At 61.5% G+C, this 19,293-nt stretch carries 14 protein-coding genes; 4 read left to right on the top strand and 10 right to left on the bottom strand.

Annotation, left to right across the window (positions count from 1 at the left end; translation table 11 throughout):
- Positions 1–3: 3 nt before the first annotated feature.
- The 5 genes from livG to GQB00_RS09135 all read right to left on the bottom strand — a co-directional run bounded on the left by livG (position 4) and on the right by GQB00_RS09135 (position 5,434).
- Positions 4–759 carry a high-affinity branched-chain amino acid ABC transporter ATP-binding protein LivG gene (livG, locus tag GQB00_RS09155; protein WP_111494403.1) on the bottom strand — a complete coding sequence of 252 codons (756 nt, stop codon included), beginning with the start codon at positions 757–759 and terminating at the stop codon, positions 4–6.
- Complete coding sequence (locus GQB00_RS09150; protein WP_111494405.1) at positions 752–2,044, bottom strand: high-affinity branched-chain amino acid ABC transporter permease LivM; 1,293 nt, start codon at positions 2,042–2,044, stop codon at positions 752–754. Before GQB00_RS09150 ends, livG begins: the two co-directional genes overlap by 8 nt.
- Positions 2,044–2,970, bottom strand: coding sequence for a high-affinity branched-chain amino acid ABC transporter permease LivH (gene livH, locus GQB00_RS09145; RefSeq protein WP_111494407.1), 927 nt, complete (start codon positions 2,968–2,970; stop codon positions 2,044–2,046). Before livH ends, GQB00_RS09150 begins: the two co-directional genes overlap by 1 nt.
- 248 nt (positions 2,971–3,218) lie before the next feature.
- The gene (locus tag GQB00_RS09140; protein WP_111494409.1) at positions 3,219–4,331 is read right to left on the bottom strand and encodes a branched-chain amino acid ABC transporter substrate-binding protein; all 1,113 of its coding nucleotides are present in this window, start codon (positions 4,329–4,331) and stop codon (positions 3,219–3,221) included.
- Between the two features lie 215 nt (positions 4,332–4,546).
- Positions 4,547–5,434, bottom strand: a complete 888-nt coding sequence (locus GQB00_RS09135) for a TPR end-of-group domain-containing protein (RefSeq protein WP_165856579.1) — start codon at positions 5,432–5,434, stop codon at positions 4,547–4,549.
- 485 nt (positions 5,435–5,919) lie between these two features.
- Between GQB00_RS09135 and GQB00_RS09130 the strand changes: the two genes are divergently transcribed.
- Together GQB00_RS09130 and GQB00_RS09125 are read left to right on the top strand one after the other, a co-directional pair.
- The gene (locus tag GQB00_RS09130) at positions 5,920–6,429 is read left to right on the top strand and encodes a MarR family winged helix-turn-helix transcriptional regulator (RefSeq protein ID WP_165855990.1); all 510 of its coding nucleotides are present in this window, start codon (positions 5,920–5,922) and stop codon (positions 6,427–6,429) included.
- Positions 6,430–6,672: 243 nt separating this feature from the next.
- Positions 6,673–8,244, top strand: coding sequence for a PAS domain-containing methyl-accepting chemotaxis protein (locus GQB00_RS09125; protein WP_165855989.1), 1,572 nt, complete (start codon positions 6,673–6,675; stop codon positions 8,242–8,244).
- Between the two features lie 308 nt (positions 8,245–8,552).
- On the opposite strand, the gene lon is transcribed toward GQB00_RS09125, so the two are convergent.
- On the bottom strand, positions 8,553–10,949 hold the full coding sequence (lon, locus tag GQB00_RS09120; protein ID WP_165856578.1) for an endopeptidase La: 2,397 nt from the start codon (positions 10,947–10,949) through the stop codon (positions 8,553–8,555).
- Between the two features lie 242 nt (positions 10,950–11,191).
- Here lon and trxA point away from each other — a divergent pair, with 242 nt between their 5' ends.
- A complete protein-coding gene (gene trxA / locus GQB00_RS09115; RefSeq protein WP_165855988.1) occupies positions 11,192–12,055 on the top strand; it encodes a thioredoxin in 864 nt (287 codons plus the stop codon).
- Positions 12,056–12,584: 529 nt separating this feature from the next.
- A complete protein-coding gene (locus GQB00_RS09110; RefSeq protein WP_165855987.1) occupies positions 12,585–14,564 on the top strand; it encodes an alkyl sulfatase dimerization domain-containing protein in 1,980 nt (659 codons plus the stop codon).
- A 178-nt stretch (positions 14,565–14,742) separates the two neighbouring features.
- Here GQB00_RS09110 and GQB00_RS09105 read toward each other — a convergent pair whose 3' ends face one another.
- The 4 genes from GQB00_RS09105 to GQB00_RS09090 all read right to left on the bottom strand — a co-directional run bounded on the left by GQB00_RS09105 (position 14,743) and on the right by GQB00_RS09090 (position 19,265).
- Positions 14,743–16,119, bottom strand: a complete 1,377-nt coding sequence (locus tag GQB00_RS09105; RefSeq protein ID WP_111494417.1) for a KamA family radical SAM protein — start codon at positions 16,117–16,119, stop codon at positions 14,743–14,745.
- 331 nt (positions 16,120–16,450) lie between these two features.
- Entirely contained in the window at positions 16,451–17,083 is a 633-nt protein-coding gene (locus GQB00_RS09100; protein ID WP_165855986.1) for a LutC/YkgG family protein, read from the bottom strand.
- Positions 17,080–18,519: a LutB/LldF family L-lactate oxidation iron-sulfur protein gene (locus GQB00_RS09095; RefSeq protein ID WP_165855985.1), complete on the bottom strand. Its 1,440-nt coding sequence runs from the start codon at positions 18,517–18,519 to the stop codon at positions 17,080–17,082. Before GQB00_RS09095 ends, GQB00_RS09100 begins: the two co-directional genes overlap by 4 nt.
- The gene (locus GQB00_RS09090; protein WP_165855984.1) at positions 18,516–19,265 is read right to left on the bottom strand and encodes a (Fe-S)-binding protein; all 750 of its coding nucleotides are present in this window, start codon (positions 19,263–19,265) and stop codon (positions 18,516–18,518) included. The genes GQB00_RS09095 and GQB00_RS09090 overlap by 4 nt, the downstream gene beginning before the upstream one ends.
- Between the last annotated feature and the right edge of the window lie 28 nt (positions 19,266–19,293).

The following is a 19,293-nucleotide window of genomic DNA, read 5'->3' as shown; positions in this document are numbered from 1 at the left end:
CTTTTACTCCTCGCCCAGGTAGGCCTTGATCACGTCGTCGTTCTGCCGGATTTCCTCGGGCGTCCCACTGGCCAGCGGTCGGCCCTGGTTGATGACGTTGATGCGGTCGGAAATACCCATGACGAGGCTCATGTCGTGCTCGATCAGGACCACGGAGACGCAGTAGTCTTCCTTGAGGCTGATGATCAGCTCGTTGAGTTGCCGGGTTTCGTTGGGATTGAGTCCGGCGGCCGGCTCGTCGAGCATCAGCAGCTCCGGCTCGGTCACCATGCAGCGGGCAATCTCCAGGCGGCGCTGCTGGCCGTAGGCCAGGTTGCCGGCATCGCGGTTGGCCATCTCCGTCAGGCCGACCCGCTCGAGCCAGTAGGCGGCTCGCTCCAGTGATTTCTCTTCACGCTTGCGGTAGTCCGGTGTTTTCACCAGGCCGGCAAACAGGTTGGTGTTCAGGTGACGGTGCTGGGCGACCAGAAGGTTTTCCACCACCGTCATTTTGCTGAACAGCCGCACGTGCTGGAACGTGCGAACCATGCCCATCCGCGAGATCTTGTAATCCGGCTTGCCCTGGATCTCGCGCTCCTTGAACTTGATGGTGCCGCCGGTGGGGCGATAGAACCCGCTCAGGCAGTTAAACACCGTCGTTTTGCCGGCCCCGTTGGGGCCGATGATGGACACGATCTCGCGGTCACCCACGTCCAGGGACACCTGGTCGACGGCCAACAGGCCGCCGAAACGCATCGACAGGTCGCGTACTTCAAGCATGGTCAGTCACTCCCGCTTCCTGCTGTTTGAGTTTGATGTGGACCCGGGTCATGGGCAGCAGGCCCTGCGGGCGCCAGACCATCATCAGCACCATGGCGGCGCCGAAGATCAGCATGCGGTATTCGGAGAATTCCCGTGCCAGCTCGGGCAGGATGGTGACCGCGATCGCGGCGAGGATAACCCCGAGCTGCGATCCCATGCCGCCCAGCACCACGATCGCCAGAATGATGGCGGATTCGAGGAACACGAAGGACTCCGGACTGATAAAGCCCTGCTTGGACGCGAAGATGGTACCGGCGAAGCCGGCAAAGAAGGCGCCGATGGTGAAGGCGGAGAGCTTGACCGCGGTACGGCTCAGCCCCAGGGAACGGGCGGCGATTTCGTCTTCGCGCAGGGCTTCCCAGGAACGGCCCACCGGCATGCGGATCAGGCGGCGGATGACCACCAGCGTGACGACGGCGAGGATCAATGTGATCAGGTACAGGTAGATCACCTTGTCCATGCTGTCGTAGGGCAGGTTGAACACTTCATGGAACGAGGTGTTGCCTTCCTCCTTGACGCGCCGGCCGAACTCCATGCCGAACAGCGTGGGGTCGGGGATGCCGCCGATCCCGTCCGGCCCGTTGGTCAGGTCGGTCAGGTTGTTCAGCAGGATGCGGATGATCTCCCCGAAGCCCAGGGTCACGATGGCGAGGTAGTCACCCCGCAGGCGTAACACCGGGAAGCCCAGCACGAAGCCGAAGGCCGCCGCCAGGATTGCGCCGAGGGGCAGCGCCATCCAGAAGGAAAAGCCGTAGTACTGCGACAGCAAGGCAAAGGTGTAGGCGCCCACCGCGTAGAAGGCGACGTAGCCCAGGTCCAGCAGGCCCGCCAGGCCCACGACCACGTTCAGGCCGAGGCCCAGGATGATGTAGATCAGCACCAGCGTGGCCAGGTCGACGGCGCCGCGGGAGGCGATAAACGGCCAGGCCATGGCGCCCAGCACGATCACGATCAGGGCGATGCGCTCGATCGTCAGTTTCTTTTCCTGGGGCATCGGCGCGCGGCCGGCCATCGGATTGATCGCCTTGGCCTGGCCCAGGGCTCCCATAATCGCAGGACGGAACAGCTGGAACAGGAAGACAATCAGCACCGCGATGGCGATGCCGATGTAGGTCTGGGTTTCGGCACCGGTCAGCTTGACGCTGATGCCCTGTGCCTCCAGGTTCAGGCCCAGGATGGGGTAGGAAATAATCAGGGTAATGAATGCGCAGAACAGCGCATGGCGGAAATTCTGTGCAACCATCAGATCTTCTCCACTTCCGGTTTGCCGAGAAGGCCTGTGGGCCGGAACAGGAGGATGAGGATCAGCAGCCCGAACGACACCACGTCTTTGTACTCACCGCTCAGGTAGCCGGACGTGAAACTCTCGCCCACGCCCAGTATCAACCCGCCGAGCATGGCGCCGGGAATACTGCCGATGCCGCCGAGTACAGCGGCGGTGAACGCCTTCAGGCCGGCAATGAAACCAAACAGCGGATCGATCGAGCCGTAATACATGCCCAGCAACAGACCGGCCACGGCGGCCAGAGAGGCCCCGATTACGAAGGTGGCGGCGATGATGCGGTTGGTGTCGATGCCCAGCAGGTTGGACATCTTGCGGTCCTGGGACACGGCGCGACAGGCGCGGCCGATGCGGGACCGGGAGATGAACAGGGACAGCCCGGTCATGCAGACCAGGGTCACCACGAAGATGGTGAGCTGCATGTAGGTCAGTGTGGCCTGGAAACCGTCCTCGCTGCCGCCCAGGGTGACGCCGCCTTCGATCAGCAGGGGGAAGCCGATGTTGCGCGAGCCCTGGGCCAGGTGAACGTAGTTCTGCAGGAAGATGGACATGCCGATGGCGGAAATCAGCGGAATCAGGCGGTGTTGGCCGCGGACGGGGCGGTAGGCGACGCGTTCGACGGCCCAGCCCATGGAGCTGGAGACGATGATGGCGCAGATCAGGGCAACGAGCAGGACCAGGGGAATCCAGGCGGGGCTGGTGACCGCCAGGCCGGTGATGACGATCAGCGAGACGTAAGCGCCGATCATGTAAATCTCACCGTGGGCGAAGTTGATCATGCCGATAATGCCGTAAACCATCGTGTAGCCGATGGCGATCAGGGCATACGCGCTTCCTACCGTCAGCCCGTTGATGAGCTGCTGGAGAAAGTACAGAACGTCGTGCATTTTTTTGAAACTCCGAAAATGAAAAACCCCGGTTGGCGATCACGCGACGCAAAAGCCCCTGTTGCCACAAGGCTTGCGGCCATCACGTCCATGTATCGCAGGTCACTGGCTGGCGTCGCCAGCGACTTCCCAAACCGGGGTTCCAAAAAAACACCTTCCCCCTCGTGAGGGGAAGGTGTCCTCAGAGAGGCGTGACCATTCGGGTCGTCCTCTCTTGCTCACAACTATTACCGATTTTTAATCGTTAGTTATTCTACCGGAGTTTTGCTGCCATCTGAATGCCATTCGTAGACCACGAAGTCGAATGACTTCAGATCACCGGCCTGATCGTATTCGACTGTACCGATGGGGGTCTCGTAGCTGCCGGAGCGCAGGGCCTCGGCAACGTCAAACGGATCCGTGGAGTCGGCCTGCTCGATGCCATCGGCAATCAGCTGAACGGCCGCGTAGGAGGTGAGGACGAACGGGCCGGAGGGATCTTCGCCCTTGTCCTGGAAGGCTTTGACCAGCGCCTGGTTCTCGGCCTTTTCGTCGAAGCTCGGGGGCAGGGTCACCAGCAGGCCTTCGGCGGCGTCGCCGGCGATGGTGTTGATGTCCTTGTTACCCACGCCTTCAGGGCCCATGAACTGGGCGTCGAGGCTGGCCTGCTGCGCCTGGCGCAGGATCAGGCCCAGCTCCGGGTGGTAGCCGCCGTAGTAGACGAAGTCGACGTTGGCCTGCTTCAGTTTGGTGACCAGGGAAGAGAAGTCTTTCTGGCCGGCGGTGATGCCTTCGTACATCACCACGTTGACGCCGTCGTCCTCCAGGGTGGATTTGACCGCGCTGGCGATGCCTTCACCATACTGCTGCTTGTCGTGGATGACCGCGACGCGCTCCGGGCTCTGGCTGGCGATGTAGTTGGCCGCAACCGGCCCCTGCATGCTATCCAGGCCAATGGTGCGGAACACCAGTTCGTAGCCGCGCTCGGTGATGGCCGGGCTGGTGGAAGCCGGGGTCACCATGAGGATGCCTTCGTCCTCATAAATGTCGGACGCCGGCTGGGTGGAGCTGGAGCACAGGTGGCCGACCACGAAGCGCACGCCTTCGTTGACCATGTTGTTGGCGACGGTGACGGCCTGTTTCGGGTCACAGACGTCGTCCTGCTCAACGGCGACCAGTTCCTCGCCGTTGACGCCGCCGTTGGCGTTGATCTGCTCGATCGCCATACGCGCGCCGGAGAATTGCATATCGCCGTACTGGGCGACGGCGCCAGTCATCGGGCCGGCGATGCCGATCTTGATTTCCGCGTTGGCGGCTCCGGTGGCCATCATGGCGAGTGAAGCGCTAACCCCGACCGCAAGTTTACTCAGCTTGGTTTTCATTTTGGTCTGTCCTGCCTTGCTTTCTGAGAACATTTTTTTGGTGTTTTTTCAGCCGTGCCGAGCCATTGGGAGCACGGCGATGCAACAAACAAACACCACCCGTTCTTCGTTGTCAAGAAATGGAGCGGGTCGCCGAAAAAGCCGGAACCGGCAGCGACCCGGGCGTGAAGTCCTGACAAGTGGTCGGGATCATAAGGCAGGGTTCATGCCAGGATTCAGGACTCGGTCGGACCGCTCTCCGATTCCTCCATATCCTCGGGGTGGACCAACTGGCGGAACTGGTCGAAATCGTGGAGCGGCGCAAAGCTCGGGTCGACCGAGGCGTCGTCCCGGTAGGCCTCGGAAATGTCGATGGCGGCGGACAGGCTCTTGATGGCGTCCTCCCAGCGGCCGATCTCGGCATAGGCGCAGGCCAACTGGTAATGCGGGTGGCCGTTGTCCGGCGCCAGCTTGAGTGCCCGCAGGCAGAGGCTGATGGCCCACAGCGGCTCGTTCAGCTCGAGCACGGCGTCGGCCTTGTAGCTCAGGGCTTCCACATCGTCTGGTCGTAGATCGAGGATCTGGTCGTAGACCGCAATCTTGTTCTGCTGGGAGGTTTCCTGACTGGCTTTCAGCCACAACGAATGCACTTCGTTGGTGCGTTCGATCTCTTCCTGGTTGCGGTTGATGATGTCCGATTTCTGCTGCAGCTGCTCTTCTATGAATTTGAGTCGCTGCTCGTATTCCACCACCAGCTCATTGACTCGCTTCTCGGCCACGCTGGCCAACTGGTTGCGCATATCCCGGATGGAGTTCCACCCGATGACCACCAGAATGGAGGTGGCGCCGGCGATCAGGTAGAAGAAGTAGGTCACCGTGTCGGTGGCGTAGGACATGGTCTTGTCGGCGACGGTGAGTTCCTTGTCCACCACCTTCTCGATGAGTTCGGCCCGGGTGCTCTGGATCTCGGTACGCAGGGTCTTTACTTCATCCAGCAGGTAACGCTCGACGAATGGGTTGTAGAGGGGCTCGTCCAACTGGTCGATGCGTTGCCGAACGTCGTCCGCGTCGGCGCCGGTCGGGCCCTGGACCTGGTTCGCGCCATTGCCGGCCGGAGGCGTCATGTCCTGCGCCTGGATCGGGCCCGCCGTCAGTGTGAGGGCCAGGACGAATAGCGGGCCGAGTGCGCTCCTGGTGAGGCGTGACAGCACCGCGTAGGACGGCAAATGGCTGCGAGTGCGATTGTTTTGAAGCATAAAGGTTTCTAATCCCTGCGGTCTTGTTTGCTTACGGGCTTCGCGTTGAGTCCGGGCAACCGAATAGTGCCTCACGACGGGGCTTGAGGCAAAGGTTCGCGTCATGAGTGATTAGACTTTAAGCGGTCAAATAGTTAGAGTTATAAGTATTGAAGAGCGGCCAGCCTCAACCCTGAAACCGAATCTCCGGCGTTTTAGGGCTCTGTAGGGCAGAACGGGCGTTGCCATTCTCTTCATATCGTTTTTGCAGAGCCGGCGATGTAGTGGAAATGTCTGATATAAAAGCTTTGTACTCGAAAAACATGGAGCACTATAATTTCGGCCTCGCCGAATCGGCAGCGTGGGAAATCTTCATGAACAACTACGAGCAGGTGCTAGTCGCTCTTCGGCGCGTGATTCGCGCGACCGATCTCCACTCCAAGCGCCTCAGCAAAAACGCCGGATTGACGGCGCCGCAACTTCTGATCATGCGGACGATCCGCGATCTGGGGCAGGTCACTATTGGCACCATCGCCGACAAGGTTAGCCTCAGTCAGGCCACCGTGACCACCATCCTCGACCGTCTGGAGCATCGCAAGCTGGTGTACCGGGTGCGCAGCACCGCGGACAAGCGCAAGGTCCATGCCCACCTGACCGAAGACGGTGCCGAATTGCTGGCCCAGGCTCCCCAGCCGCTGCAGGAAGACTTCATCCAGAAGTTCCAGAGCCTGCACGAATGGGAGCAGAGCATGATCGTGGCGTCCCTGCAGCGGGTCGCCAGCATGATGGACGCCGACGAGATCGACGCCTCCCCGGTGCTTGATGTCGGGCCGATCAACCGTGAAGACGGGTGGAAGGCCAAAAAAAAGCAGCCGGCCAGCTAATCTAATCCGTATGGTTGCCGATACGAGGGGAAAGCGTATCGGCCCCGCCTCTCTCTTCCTTCAACAAGAACCCTGAGCGGGTCGCGCTGTCCGTGGCCGAGCCTTCAGCCGCTACCAGCTCGGTGTACCGATACGCCATCCATAAACCGGAACTGCGGAAACAACCCCGGCCAACGTCTATAGTGGCTACACAGGTACCGATGGATCCGTACTTGGCGTAACGTCAGAAGGACATGAACTCCTATGCGAAAGAATCTCCCTGTCACCCAGCGTGAAGTCCGCATGTCGGACGGTGGTCGCCTGATCACCACCACCAATGCCAAAGGGGTTATCACCTACTGCAACGACGAGTTCGTCGACATCAGCGGCTTTTCCCGGGAAGAGCTGGTGGGGCAGGCCCACAACATCATCCGCCACCCGGATATGCCGCCCTCCGTGTTCAAGCATATGTGGGACACCCTGAAGGCCGGCCGCGCCTGGATGGGCGTGGTCAAGAACCGGTGCAGGAACGGCGACCACTACTGGGTCAGCGCCTACGTCACACCGGTGCGTGAAAATGGTCAGATGGTGGGGTACGAGTCCGTGCGCACCGCCCCCACCGAGGACCAGAAGCGTCGAGCCGAGGGCCTTTATCGCAAGCTCAACGCCGGCAAGAACGGCGTGATCAAAATGGCCAACCTGCGCAACGTGTTCATCGTGGCGCTGCCATTGCTGGTCTCCCTTATCGCCAGTGTGGCGGCCCTGCACTGGGCATCGCCGGGCTGGGCCACGGCGGTGGTGATTATCGGTCACCTGACGGCCGGCTTTACCCTGCGCGGCATGATCGATAACCGGATGAAGTCCCTGGTCGACCTGCGCGATGATGCCTTCACTGACCCGCTCATCGCCATGACCTACACCGACCAGCGCGGCCGTTTTGGCGAGCTGGCGATGCTGCTGATCAGCGAGGAAGCACGGCTACGCACCGCTCTGGCCCGGATCGAGGACCAGGCTGGCATCCTGGCCGGCCATGCCTCCACCAGCCACAAGGCCATCAGTGAGGGTTCCGAGTACATCGCCAGGCAGCGTTCGGAAACCGACCAGACGGCGTCGGCCATCAATGAGATGACCGCATCGATCCACGAAGTCTCGGAAAACGTCACCCGCAATGCCCGGGAGGCGGAGTCTGCCAATGAGCATGCGGCGCAGGGCGCGGAGCTGTCGCGCCAGGCCCTGCAGGCGATCGAGAGCCTGGTCGAGCGGGTCCACGAAGTGGGCAACGCGGTGGAGAAGCTGGGTCAGTCCACCGACAGCATCGGTGAGGCCGCCGACCTGATCAGTGACATTGCCGAGCAGACCAACCTGCTGGCGCTGAACGCCGCCATCGAGGCGGCCCGCGCCGGCGAGCAGGGCCGCGGCTTTGCGGTGGTCGCGGACGAAGTGCGTTCGTTGGCGGGCCGCACGCGGGAGAGTACGACGCGCATCCACAGCGTCATCGAGGATTTCCGCAAACAGGTCGGCACCGCGGTGAGCGCCGCGCGCGACGGCGAGGTGGTGGCCGGTTCCGGTTTGGACAGGGTGCGCGAGGCGGAGCGTGCGCTGGGTGAGATCGTCGACGGCATCGGGCGCATCACCGATCGCTTCCTGCAGATGTCGGCGGCGGTAGAGCAGCAAAGCCAGGTGTCCGAGGAGATCAACCGGCAGGTGGTGAACATCGCCGAGCTGGCGGACAGCAGTACCGATCGGGCGCAGACGGCGGACAAGGTGAGCGAGGAATTGATGCGCTTCTCGGGCGGTCTGCGCGATCTGGTGGCGCGTTTTATCGGGCGCCGGTAAGGAGTTCGGGGTCCCGGCACTGACCGGGGCCTTTCCCTTCTGTCTTTTCGTTCTGGAGGATCATCGGCCCGGGTGTCGGGGCGTGATTTGTCTCCGGCCACACCTTTTCTTTGGGCATAAAAAAAGGCGCCTAAACCAGGCGCCTAATGGGCTCTTCTCAGATGACAGGAATTCGACGCGAATGCGATGAATCCAATGATTAGAAGTATAGGTATGTGCCCCGTTTTGAACCATAGTGGATTGCGCGTACGGGTGTTCCGACTCCGTGTAACCCACTATTCATGCGGTCTGAGGGGGAGTGATCCATATCAGTGCACGCTCGCGCCGCGACGAGGCTTGTGTGCAAAACAAATCGAGTAGACATCGGAGAAATGTTTCGCGAAATGCACATCGAGCCCCTCCTGCAAATAGTCCGGTAGCTCCTCGTAGTCGCCCCGGTTGGCTTCCGGCAAAATCAGGGTGCTGATCTTCTGGCGCCGGGCCGCGATGACCTTCTCGCGGATACCGCCCACCGGCAGCACCTGGCCGGTCAGGGTCAGCTCGCCGGTCATTGCCAGACCCGCCTGGGGCGCCTCGCCCCGGGCGATGGACAGCAGGGCGGTGGCCATGGTGATGCCGGCGCTGGGGCCGTCCTTGGGGGTGGCGCCTTCGGGCACGTGCAGGTGCACGAAGGACTTGTCGAAGAACGCCGGGTCGCCCTTGTAACGTTTCAGGTTCGAGGAGACGTAGCTGTAGGCGATCTCCGCCGACTCGCGCATCACGTCACCCAGTTGGCCCGTCAGCTTGAAGCCACGCTGGCTGCTGTGGATGCGCGAGGCCTCGATGCTGAGTGTCGCCCCGCCCATCGCGGTCCAGGCGAGGCCGGTGACCACGCCTGTGCCCTTGAGCGCCTTTTCGCGTTTGAAGTGGGGCTGGCCCAGGAAATCAGGCAGGTCGCTGACGCCCACCTTCACCGGCTGGTCCGGCTCGTCGAGCAGCCTGACGATGCCTTTGCGCACGATCTTGTGCAGCTGTTTCTCCAGGTTGCGCACCCCCGCTTCCCGGGCGTAGCCCTCGACCACCTGGCGGATGGCCGCGTCGCTGATGTTGAGCTGCTTCTTCTTCAGGTCCGAGCGCTTGAGCAGCCGCGGCAACAGGTGGTGCTTGGCGATCAGCACTTTCTCCTCGGTGATGTAGCCGGACAGGCGGATGACGTCCATACGGTCGAGCAGCGGCCGCGGAATGGTGTCCAGCTGGTTGGCGGTGCAGATGAACAGGGTCTTGGACAGATCCATGCGCACATCGAGGTAGTGGTCGAGGAAATCCTTGTTCTGCTCCGGGTCCAGGGTTTCCAGCAGCGCCGATGCCGGATCCCCCTGGAACGACGCGCCCACCTTGTCGATCTCGTCGAGCATGATCACCGGGTTGTCCACGCCGGTGTCTTTCAGGGCCTGCACCAGCTTGCCGGGCATGGCGCCGATGTAGGTGCGCCGGTGTCCCTTGATTTCCGCCTCGTCACGCATGCCGCCCAGGCTGAAGCGATAGAACTGCCGCCCCAGTGCGTCGGCGACCGAACGTCCGATGGAAGTCTTGCCCACGCCGGGCGGCCCCACCAGCAGGACGATCGAGCCGGCGACCGAGTTGCGGAAGGTGCCCTCGGCCAGGAACTCGACGATGCGGTCCTTCACGTCTTCCAGGCCATCGTGGTCGCGGTCCAGGATCTTGCGGGCGCGGTCCAGGTCAAAGTGATCCTCCGACGACTGGCCCCAGGGCACCTGGGTCAGCCAGTCCAGGTAGTTGCGGGTGACGCCGTACTCCGGCGAGCCCTGTTCCAGCACCGACAGTTTCTGCAGCTCGTCGTCGAAGCGGTCCCGTACATGCTCGGGAGGGTTCAGCTCGTCCATGCGCGCCTGGAAACGCTCCACATCGGCGGTCTTGTCGTCCTTGGCCATCCCCAGTTCACGCTGGATGACCTTGAGCTGCTCACGCAGGAAGAACTCGCGCTGGTGCTTCTGGACCTTGGTGTTCACCTCTTCGTTGATTTCCGCCTGCAGGCGCGCGACCTCCTGCTCCTTGCGCATCAGCAGCAGCACTTTCTCCATGCGTCGCAGGAGGGGCACGGTGTCGAGCACGTCCTGCAGCTCCGGACCCTTGGCGCTGGTCATGGACGCGCCGAAGTCGGCCAGTGGTGAGCTGTCGTCCGGCCCGAAGCGGGACAGGTACTGCTTGACCTCTTCGCCGTAAAGCGGATTGCTGCGCAGCAGCTCCTTGATGGCACTGATGATCGCGAGGGTATAGGCCTTGAGTTCGTCGGCCTCTTCCTCCGGCTCCTGTGGGTAACTGACTTCCACCAGGAACGGCGGTTTGCGCCGTAGCCACTGGACGATGCGGAAACGCTGCAGGCCCTGGGCGATGAACTGCACCTTGCCGCCTTCGTGCTGAACCTGGTGGGTGCGCACCGCGCAGCCCATGATCTCCAGGTCGTCGCTGTCGGGAATGTTCGCTGACTCATCGGAGTCGACAAAGCAGAGGCCCAGAACCTGGTGGTCCGTCTCCTTGACCCGCTTGAGGGTTTCCTGCCAGGGATCCTGATTGACCACGACCGGTTGTACCTGGGCGGGGAAGAACGGGCGATTCTGGACCGGCAGCAGGTACATGCGCTTGGGCATGACCTGTTGGGTCAGGGCAAGGCTCTGTCGGTTCTCGTCCTTGCCGATGTACTCCATGCTCTCTTCCTCGTGGTGGCTATCGGTCTTGATCACGCTGCATCCTCGTGTGATTGGCTTCAGGACTCTTGCCAAATGGCTTATTCTCCGTATGTAACGGCGTCTGCCGGAAATTCAAGCAGGTTTGCGGTAATCGCCGGTTGCGAGGCGGCTGCGTCTTGAATTCGCGCTGCTGAACACCATAGTAGACATCTGTTGCCAATACCCCTGATATCGATCGAACACCGGAACAAGGTTTTCCTATGAGTGAGTCGCCCTACGTTTTCGAAGCCACCCTCGACAATTTCCAGGATAAGGTCATGCAGGCCTCCGCGCAGACGCCGGTGCTGGTGGACGTGTGGGCCGAGTGGTGCGCGCCGTGCAAACAGTTGATGCCGGTGCTGGAAAAGCTGGCGGAAGAGTTCAAGGGCGCCTTCACCCTAGCCAAGGTCAACGCCGATGAGCAGCAGGAGCTGACCGGTCACCTGGGTGTGCGCAGTCTGCCCACGGTGCTGCTGGTCAAGGACGGCCAGGCGGTGGATGGCTTCAACGGGGCGCTGCCGGAAAGCGAAATCCGCAAGGTGCTGGAGAAGCACGTGGACGCACCTGAGGAAAATCCCCATGACAAGGCCAACCGGCTGTGGGAAGAAGGCGACCTGGATGGCGCGCTGGCGATCCTCACCGAAATGAATCAGGCCGATCCGGAAGACACCGCGGTACTGATTGATCTGGCGCAGATCAAGGCGGAACTGGGCGATACCGACACCGCCCAGCAGATCCTCGACAGCCTGGCGCCGGAAGACAAGATGCAGCCCCACGCCCGGCAACTGGCGGCGCGTCTGAAGTTCATGGAGCAGGCGGGACAACTGTCGCCGGTGGCGGAACTGGAAAAGCGTCTGGAGGCTGATCCCAGGGACTGCGACGCCCTGCACCAGCTGGCGCTGCAGCACGTGATCAAGGAAAACAACGCCGCGGCCATGGACCTGCTGGTGCGGCTGATGCAGGCCGACGCCGGCTACAAGGACGGCATCGCCAAGACGACACTGGTGGAGCTGTTCGACAAGCTCGGCAATGCCAACCCGGACGTGCGTACCTACCGCCGCAAACTCTACACCCTGATGCACTGAGTCGTCGGGGCGCAGCGGCTGGCCCGTCATGCTGAAACTGCCCCCGCAACCGGACTGCTGTGAGCTGTGCGACCGCCCGGTCGCCCAGCTCACGCGTCACCACCTCATCCCCCGTCGCCTTCATGGCAAGAAGCGTTTCCAGAAACTGTTCAGCCGTGAGGATATGATCGTTCCCACCCTCCAAGTCAGGTTCAAAGCGTTGCTTTAGCCGGTGTCAGCTCTGCTGAGGCCAGGTAAAAGTATTACGCCGCAGATACCGTTCGAAGGTCAGAGCCTGAGCGCATCCTGGATGCTCTGCGAGTTAAATATCCCGATGTCGCCCAAAGAAAATCCTTTTGAATCCTAGGTGTCCCTTATTCCGGGAAAATTTGCGGTACAGACTGAACTGTTCTTTAGTGGAAAGACATGTCTGGAATATGCCCGCCTTGGTTATGGCAGAACCCTATGGGCATCAAGGGCTTGATTTGTATCTGGCCGGGGGCCCGGCTTTAAACCTCTGTCCGTAACGGAAGACAAGGAGAGCGAGCACATGAGATGGAAACCTTACCCGCGGAGCGAAGAACACCCCGTAGTGATGACCAGGAGCAGGCTGGTGCGGCTTTTTTCGTCAAAAGCCGTTGTTGCGTTGGCGATGGCCGCTGTTGTGACCTCCTCGGTGCGAGCGAATGAACAGGGTGAGTTTGATTCAAGTCTGTTGGAACCGGAAGTGCTCGATCAAAACGTTCCGAGAGAGGTCGAGTCGTTCGAAAGTCCTGATGTCCTGGAGCACCTGGCTCCCAAGAGAGGGACATACGGCAATCTGGCCTACACGGAGTCGTCAGATAAGGTGAACCCGCGGATGACGGCGTTTGCCAGGCACATGGAAAAAACCATGTACGAGCCTGTCAAGGACCGGGTTTTTCTAATGAGTGGGTGGCAGTTGACCTCCACGCTCATTGTAGTTGGCGATGATGGCCTGATCGTTATCGATCCCGGTGAAAATGATGACGCCGCCAGTGCATTGATGAAGGTCTTTCGTGACGAAACCGGTAACGCCATGCCGGTCAAGGGGGTCATTTATACCCATCGGCACATTGACCATCCTTTCGGTGTGGCGGGTGTCGGGGTGACTCAGGAAATGGTGGACAATGGAGACGTGCGAATCTTCGCTCACCATGAATTCATGGATTACCTGGCCAACGACGCCAGTGTCGTCAGTGATATCCTGACCCAGCGCTCTGCCTATGCGGCGGCGTCCTATATCGGTGTTGGCGAAGATGGATTCGTGCATGGGGGACTTGGGCCGGCATTTACCTTCGGGGAACAATCTCTTTACCGTCCCACCGAGTTCGTGACGGACAAGTTAGAAGTGGAAGTCGCTGGCGTAAACATGGTGATTTTCGAAGCCTATGGGGATGCCGAAGACGAAATTTCCGTATTCTTTCCGGACTTCAATCACGTTAACGGCGCCGAGACGATCCAGGGGGAGTCGTTTCCCAACATCTATTCCCTCCGTGGCACAAAATTCCGGGACCCGGTTAAGTGGTACAAAGGGATAGACCGGTTGTTGGAGTATGCAAAACAGGCAGACAGTTATAGCCATTCCCACGGTCGTGCGTGGATGGGCAGAGACTTTATCGTGGAGCGCATTCAGAACTATCGGGATGCCATACAGTATGTTCACGATCAGACCATCCGTCATATGAACAAAGGCGCTATTCGTGAAGAACTGGTGGATCTGGTCAAGCTGCCTCCGCAGTTGGCAGAGGACCCCTGGTTGCAGGAATTTTACGGGAGCGTAGAGCATTCGGTACGCAACATTTACGTCGGCTATATGGGATGGTTCCAGGGCGATGCAACGGAACTGGCAGCGCCGTCGTTTCATCGAAAGGCGAAGCTCTATGTCGAAGCGATGGGCGGCCCGGACGGTGTGATTGCTATTGCCAACCAGGCGATCGAGGCGGAAGACTACGGCTGGGCGGCAGAAGTCCTTACACACCTGGTTCGTGCACAGCCTGACAACCAGTCAGCCAAAGACCTGAAAGCTCAGGCCCTCAGGCAATGGGGCTATGATCAGGCAAACCCGTATTTCAGGCAGTTTGCCTTGAGCGGCGCTGCTGAACTGGACAATACCAAGAAGGAATTGCCTCCTGTTGATTTCGGAAGTCCGGCCATCGTGTCTCAGCTGAGCATCGGTACCATTCTTGAAAACCTGCGGGTAAAAGTTGATGCGGAAAAGGCCGTGGACGCTGATTTCAAAATTGGCTTCAACATCACCGACCGGGATGAGCAGTACGGGTTTCATATTCGCAATGGCATTGCAGCCTTTTACGAATATGTTCCGGACGACGCCCAGGCAATACTCAACATCCCCAGTCAGGTTATGTATGACTATGTATTGGGGAAAAAGGGCATCAAAGAGTCCATTAATGATGGGGTCGGTACAATCGACGGTGGCATCGACAAGCTGGACGAGTTTGCAAGCTACTTCGACTTTGGCAAGACCGACATAAAAATACTTTCCAGATAGTAATCAGGGTGCTGAATAGGGCCTTGCTGTCCCTATTCAGCACATCCGGTCGGCGCCAGACCTCCGGGGTATCGGCAAACAGTGAGTGGGCTACCCCGTTTCAGGCAGTGATGGACGCGTCACCGCCCACAAAAAAGCCGGGCACAGGGCCCGGCTTTCGGAGCGCGTGGCGAACGGCTTAACCGTTGCCCTTGCGCATCGCCTCGTACTCGTCCTCGAAGAAGAATTTCTCCTCCCCGAAGGCCGGCTCCAGCTCGTGCAGCCAGGTGGCGGTATCGCTGTACTTGGCGAAGAACGGGCGCTGTACCCAGTCCGGGTTGCGGCCCTGCAGGAAACGCAGCACGAACACCTTTTCGCCGTGGATCTCGGCAATGCCCTGGACTTCCACCTTGCCCGGGCCCGCGCTCATGGAGGGGCCGCGCGCGGTGCGGCCCAGGCCGGACACGTTCTTCATGGCTTCGCGATAGATCTCGTAGGCTTCCGCCAGTGGCAGTTCGAAGTAGTTCTTGGCGCCGGTGTCCCGCTCCACGAACATGTAGTAGGGGATGATGCCCAGCTGCACCTGTTTCTTCCACATCCTGGCCCAGGCATCGGCGTCGTCGTTGACGTGCTTGATGATCGGGCCCTGGGCACGGATCTCGGCACCGGTGGCGCGGATGCGGCGAATCGCTTCCTCGGCGATGTCGGTGGTGATTTCCTGCCAGTGGTTGTAGTGGGCCATGACCGCCACGTGTTTGCCGTTCTCGACCAGACGCGCGAACAGGTCGATCAGCTCGGCGGCGTCCTTGTCGGTCACGAAGCGGTACGGCCAGAAGGTCAGGGCCTTGGTGCCGATGCGGATGGTCTGGATGTGGTCGAACTCCGGCTCCAGCAGGGGCTCCAGATATTGCACCAGGTTCTTGGTCTTCATCACCATCGGGTCGCCGCCGGTCATCAGCAGGTCGGTGACCTCGGTGTGCTCGCGCAGGTAACCGTGCAGTTTCTCAGCGTCGGTGCTGGCCATTTTCAGGTCCTTGTCACCGACAAACTGCGCCCAGCGGAAGCAGAAGGTGCAGTAGGAATGGCAGGTCTGGCCCTGGGACGGGAAGAACAGCACGGTCTCGCGGTACTTGTGCTGCAGGCCTTCGAGGGCCTCGCCGTCCAGCTCCGGCTGATTCATCTGCATCTGGCCGGCCGGGTGTGGGTTCAGGTCGTCGCGGATTTCCTTGGCGACCGCCTGGATCTCTTTCTTGTCGGCGCCGCTGCGGTGCATCTCCGCCATGCGCTCGTAGTGCTCGGGCTTGAGCATCTCGCGCTGGGGAAAGACGAGCTGGTAGAGCGGATCATTGGGCACCTTGTCCCAGTTGATCAGCTCGTTGATCACGTACTCGTTGACCCGGAAAGGCAGGACGCTGGAGACGACCTTCATCTCGAACAGGGTGTCTTCCGGCAGGGACTGGATGGCTTCGATTTTGTCCAGTTGGCGGTCGGTGTAGACCTGGAAGCGGCGCTCCTCGAATTCCACCGTGGGAATGCGGGCGGAGAATGTTTCAGGGGCGTTTACAACGGAGTTCATAGGCCTCCCTCTCTCGTATTGGATCGATTCCGGTGCTTCTGCGGCGCCGGTCATGACAATTCAGGGCAGGGAGGGGCGTGAACGCGGATGGGTGCGTCCCCGTGACGTGGTATTCCTGTGGTTGGTAACCCCTCCTTTTGCCCCGCCTGAAAATCGGGGAGCGGAGTATAACCAATCGGGATTTTATTTTCAGGTCTAATTAAATTGCGCGTGCAAACAGGTGCTTGGCGGCATGCTCTGTTCTCAATTCAATGGAAAGGCCGCGAAATTGCAGGTATGTGACAGGAAGATGTTCGCACTTCAATATTTAGAGTGGCGATGAATTCGGGCCTCAACGGCACAGGAAGACGATCAGCTCCTTGGGGCCGTGGGCGCCGTAGGCCAGGGTCTGCTGAATGTCGGCTGTCTTGGACGGGCCGGAGATGAAGATCAGGTTGGTGGGCAGGCCGCTGTGGCTGTAGTTGGCCAGGGCCTTCGCCATGTCCGGGTAGACGGTCCGTTCGCGCACCACGACCACGTGTACCGGTGGCACCAGTGACAGGGTCCGGGGCGTTTCGGGCCGGCTTTCCACGATCAGGGTGCCGGTTTCAGCGATCCCGCCCTGGGCCAGGCTCAGGGCGACCGGAGCCTCGCGAAACAGCGCGTCTTTCTGCGTCGTCCAGTCGTCGAACACGGTGACCTGGGGGGCGGACGCATGCTGCTGCCAGGTCTGTGCGACTTCGTCGCGACCCACCCACCAGTGCTGCCAGCTCCGTTCGGCGGCCATGGCGGCGAGCCGGTCCGGCCACTGGCTTTCCTCGATCCGGATGACCTCCGCGTGAGCCGCGCCCAGAGCCTCGATCATGGCCTCCAGGTCTGGTTGGGTGACCGTTGCCGGCGGCGACTCCGGGGGCGTCATGGGCGCTGCCGGGGAGGCGGTGCGCCCGTGACGCAGGCGGGCGAGGATGCGATCTCTCGACTTCATGGGCGCGGTTCCGTCTGGCGGCGTTGGGCCATCTGTTCGTGGAAGCTGCGTGGCGCCGGCTCAAGGCGCGCGCGCCGGGCGGTCCAGGCTCGGGGCAGGGGCGGAAGCAGGCGGCGTGACCGGGTGGCCAGTCGGGTGACCAGTCGGTAGAGCCGCGGATGGGCGTGGATCGTGGCCCAGGCCCGCCAGATCAGGGCTTCACTGGCCTTACGCTGGCGGCCATGACCGCGTACCGGGCTGGCGGGATCGTCGGTGACGCCTTCGTGGCGCAGGCGGCGGATCAGGTCGGGCAGCGGAATGCGGACCGGGCAGGCCTCGCCGCAGGCACCGTTGAGGCTGCACGCCTGGGTCAGCTTGCCGGCCTTGTCGAGCCCGAACAGCTGCGGCATCACCACCTGGCCAATGGGACCGGGATAGACCGTGCCGTAAGCGTGCCCGCCCAGACGTTCGTACACCGGGCAGTGGTTCATGCAGGCGCCACAGCGGATGCAGCGCAGAGTGGCGCGCAACTGGCGGTCGGCGTAGATACGGCTGCGGCCGTTGTCCACCAGCACCAGGTGCACCTGACGCGGCCCGTCGCATTCGTCGTCCCGGCGCGGTCCGCTGATCAGGTTGATGTAGGTGGTGATGGCCTGGCCGGTGGCGGAGCGTGGCAGCAGGCGCATCAGGTCCGGCAGGTCGGCCAGCTTTTCGATGACTTTCTCGATGCCCATGACGGCGATGTGGGTGTCCGGCACGGTGGTGGACATCCGGCCATTGCCTTCGTTCTCCACCAGGCACAGGGTGCCGGTTTCGGCGATGGCGAAATTCACCCCGGAGATGCCCACATCCGCATGGGCAAAGGCCTGGCGCAATACCCGTCGGCCGGTGCCGATCAGTTCGTCCACGTCCTCGGTGTAGGGGGTGTCCGGGATCTGGTCGGCGAACTGGCGGGCGATGCTGGCCTTGTTGCGGTGGATCGCCGGCATGATGATGTGGGATGGCGTCTCGCCCGCCTGCTGGACGATGTACTCGCCCATGTCCGATTCCAGGCAGGTGAAGCCGGCGGCCTCCAGCGCGGTGTTCAGGCCGATTTCTTCGGTTGCCATGGACTTGCCCTTGACGATGCGCTGGCCATGCACCGACTGGATCAGCCCGGTGATGATGGCGTTGGCCTCATCACTGGTTTCGGCCCAATGCACCTGGATGCCGTTGTGACGGCAGCGGTCTTCCAGCTGTTCGAGCAGATCCGGCAGCTTGGCCAGGGCCCGGTCGCGGATGGCGGCGCCACTGTCGCGCAGGTTCTCGAGGGCATCGGGATCCGGAAACTGGCTGCGCCGTTTCTCCCGCAGGAAGGTCATGGCGCCGTGGAAGCTCTCGCGCAGCTCGGCGTCCTCCAGAGCTTCGTGGATGCGGACGCCGAAGTCCTGGTCCGGCTGGCTGGTGAAGCCGCTCATGATGCGCCTCCGGTGCGTTCCCAGAGAAAGGTGGCCAGGTGATGGGCGGGCAGGGCATTGCCCTGTTTGCGCAGCATGCCGTCGATGTTGAGCAGGCAGCCGCAGTCGCTGCTGAGAAAGTGATCGGCGCCGCTGGCGCGCACGGCCTGGCACTTGTCGCTGGCCATGGCGACCGAGATCTCCGGCATCTTCACCGCGAAGGTGCCGCCGAAGCCGCAGCAGGCCTCGGCGTTTTCCGGCTCGCACACGGTTACGTTGGCCAGTTGCCCCAGCAGCGCCAGGCCGTCTTCCCGCACGCCCATTTCCCGGTGTGCGCTGCACGCAGTGTGCATGACCACCGTCACCGGCTCACCGTGGTCTTCCAGTTTCACGGCCAGAATACGGTGCAGAAACTCGTGCAGTTCGTAGGTGCGGGCGGCCAGGTCGCGGGCGGCGTCGGCCAGGGGATCGTCGGCCAGCAGATCGGGGTAGTGGTGGCGCAGCATGCCGGCGCAGGAGCCGGATGGCACGATCACGGGGATGGGCTCGGCGAAGCGTTCCACCACCTGGCGCGCCACGGTGCGGGCCTGGTCATCGTAGCCGGAATTGTAGGGGGGCTGCCCGCAGCAGGTCTGTTCCGGCGGGAAGATCACCTCGACACCTTCCCGCTCCAGCAGCCGGACTGTGGCCATGCCCGCTTCCGGATGGAACACATCGATCAGGCAGGTGCCGAACAGGTACACGCGATCAACAGCAGCTTTGGTCATTGGACTCCCCGAGCCGGTGACGGGCCCC

Origin of the sequence: Marinobacter sp. JSM 1782161, from assembly GCF_011421605.1 — a bacterium.
In the GTDB taxonomy this organism is placed as follows: Bacteria; Pseudomonadota; Gammaproteobacteria; order Pseudomonadales; family Oleiphilaceae; genus Marinobacter_A; species Marinobacter_A bohaiensis.
Note: the sequence above shows the minus strand (reverse complement) of the source record. Positions and strands in the feature narration are given on the sequence as shown.

What these genes read in the sequence shown, in the direction of transcription:
- livG (WP_111494403.1), bottom strand. Translation starts at nt 759, where the DNA reads ATGCTTGAAGTACGCGACCTGTCGATGCGTTTCGGCGGCCTGTTGGCC.
- GQB00_RS09150 (WP_111494405.1), bottom strand. Translation starts at nt 2,044, where the DNA reads ATGGTTGCACAGAATTTCCGCCATGCGCTGTTCTGCGCATTCATTACC.
- livH (WP_111494407.1), bottom strand. Translation starts at nt 2,970, where the DNA reads ATGCACGACGTTCTGTACTTTCTCCAGCAGCTCATCAACGGGCTGACG.
- GQB00_RS09140 (WP_111494409.1), bottom strand. Translation starts at nt 4,331, where the DNA reads ATGAAAACCAAGCTGAGTAAACTTGCGGTCGGGGTTAGCGCTTCACTC.
- GQB00_RS09135 (WP_165856579.1), bottom strand. Translation starts at nt 5,434, where the DNA reads ATGACGCCTCCGGCCGGCAATGGCGCGAACCAGGTCCAGGGCCCGACC.
- GQB00_RS09130 (WP_165855990.1), top strand. Translation starts at nt 5,920, where the DNA reads ATGAACAACTACGAGCAGGTGCTAGTCGCTCTTCGGCGCGTGATTCGC.
- GQB00_RS09125 (WP_165855989.1), top strand. Translation starts at nt 6,673, where the DNA reads ATGCGAAAGAATCTCCCTGTCACCCAGCGTGAAGTCCGCATGTCGGAC.
- lon (WP_165856578.1), bottom strand. Translation starts at nt 10,949, where the DNA reads ATGGAGTACATCGGCAAGGACGAGAACCGACAGAGCCTTGCCCTGACC.
- trxA (WP_165855988.1), top strand. Translation starts at nt 11,192, where the DNA reads ATGAGTGAGTCGCCCTACGTTTTCGAAGCCACCCTCGACAATTTCCAG.
- GQB00_RS09110 (WP_165855987.1), top strand. Translation starts at nt 12,585, where the DNA reads ATGAGATGGAAACCTTACCCGCGGAGCGAAGAACACCCCGTAGTGATG.
- GQB00_RS09105 (WP_111494417.1), bottom strand. Translation starts at nt 16,119, where the DNA reads ATGAACTCCGTTGTAAACGCCCCTGAAACATTCTCCGCCCGCATTCCC.
- GQB00_RS09100 (WP_165855986.1), bottom strand. Translation starts at nt 17,083, where the DNA reads ATGAAGTCGAGAGATCGCATCCTCGCCCGCCTGCGTCACGGGCGCACC.
- GQB00_RS09095 (WP_165855985.1), bottom strand. Translation starts at nt 18,519, where the DNA reads ATGAGCGGCTTCACCAGCCAGCCGGACCAGGACTTCGGCGTCCGCATC.
- GQB00_RS09090 (WP_165855984.1), bottom strand. Translation starts at nt 19,265, where the DNA reads ATGACCAAAGCTGCTGTTGATCGCGTGTACCTGTTCGGCACCTGCCTG.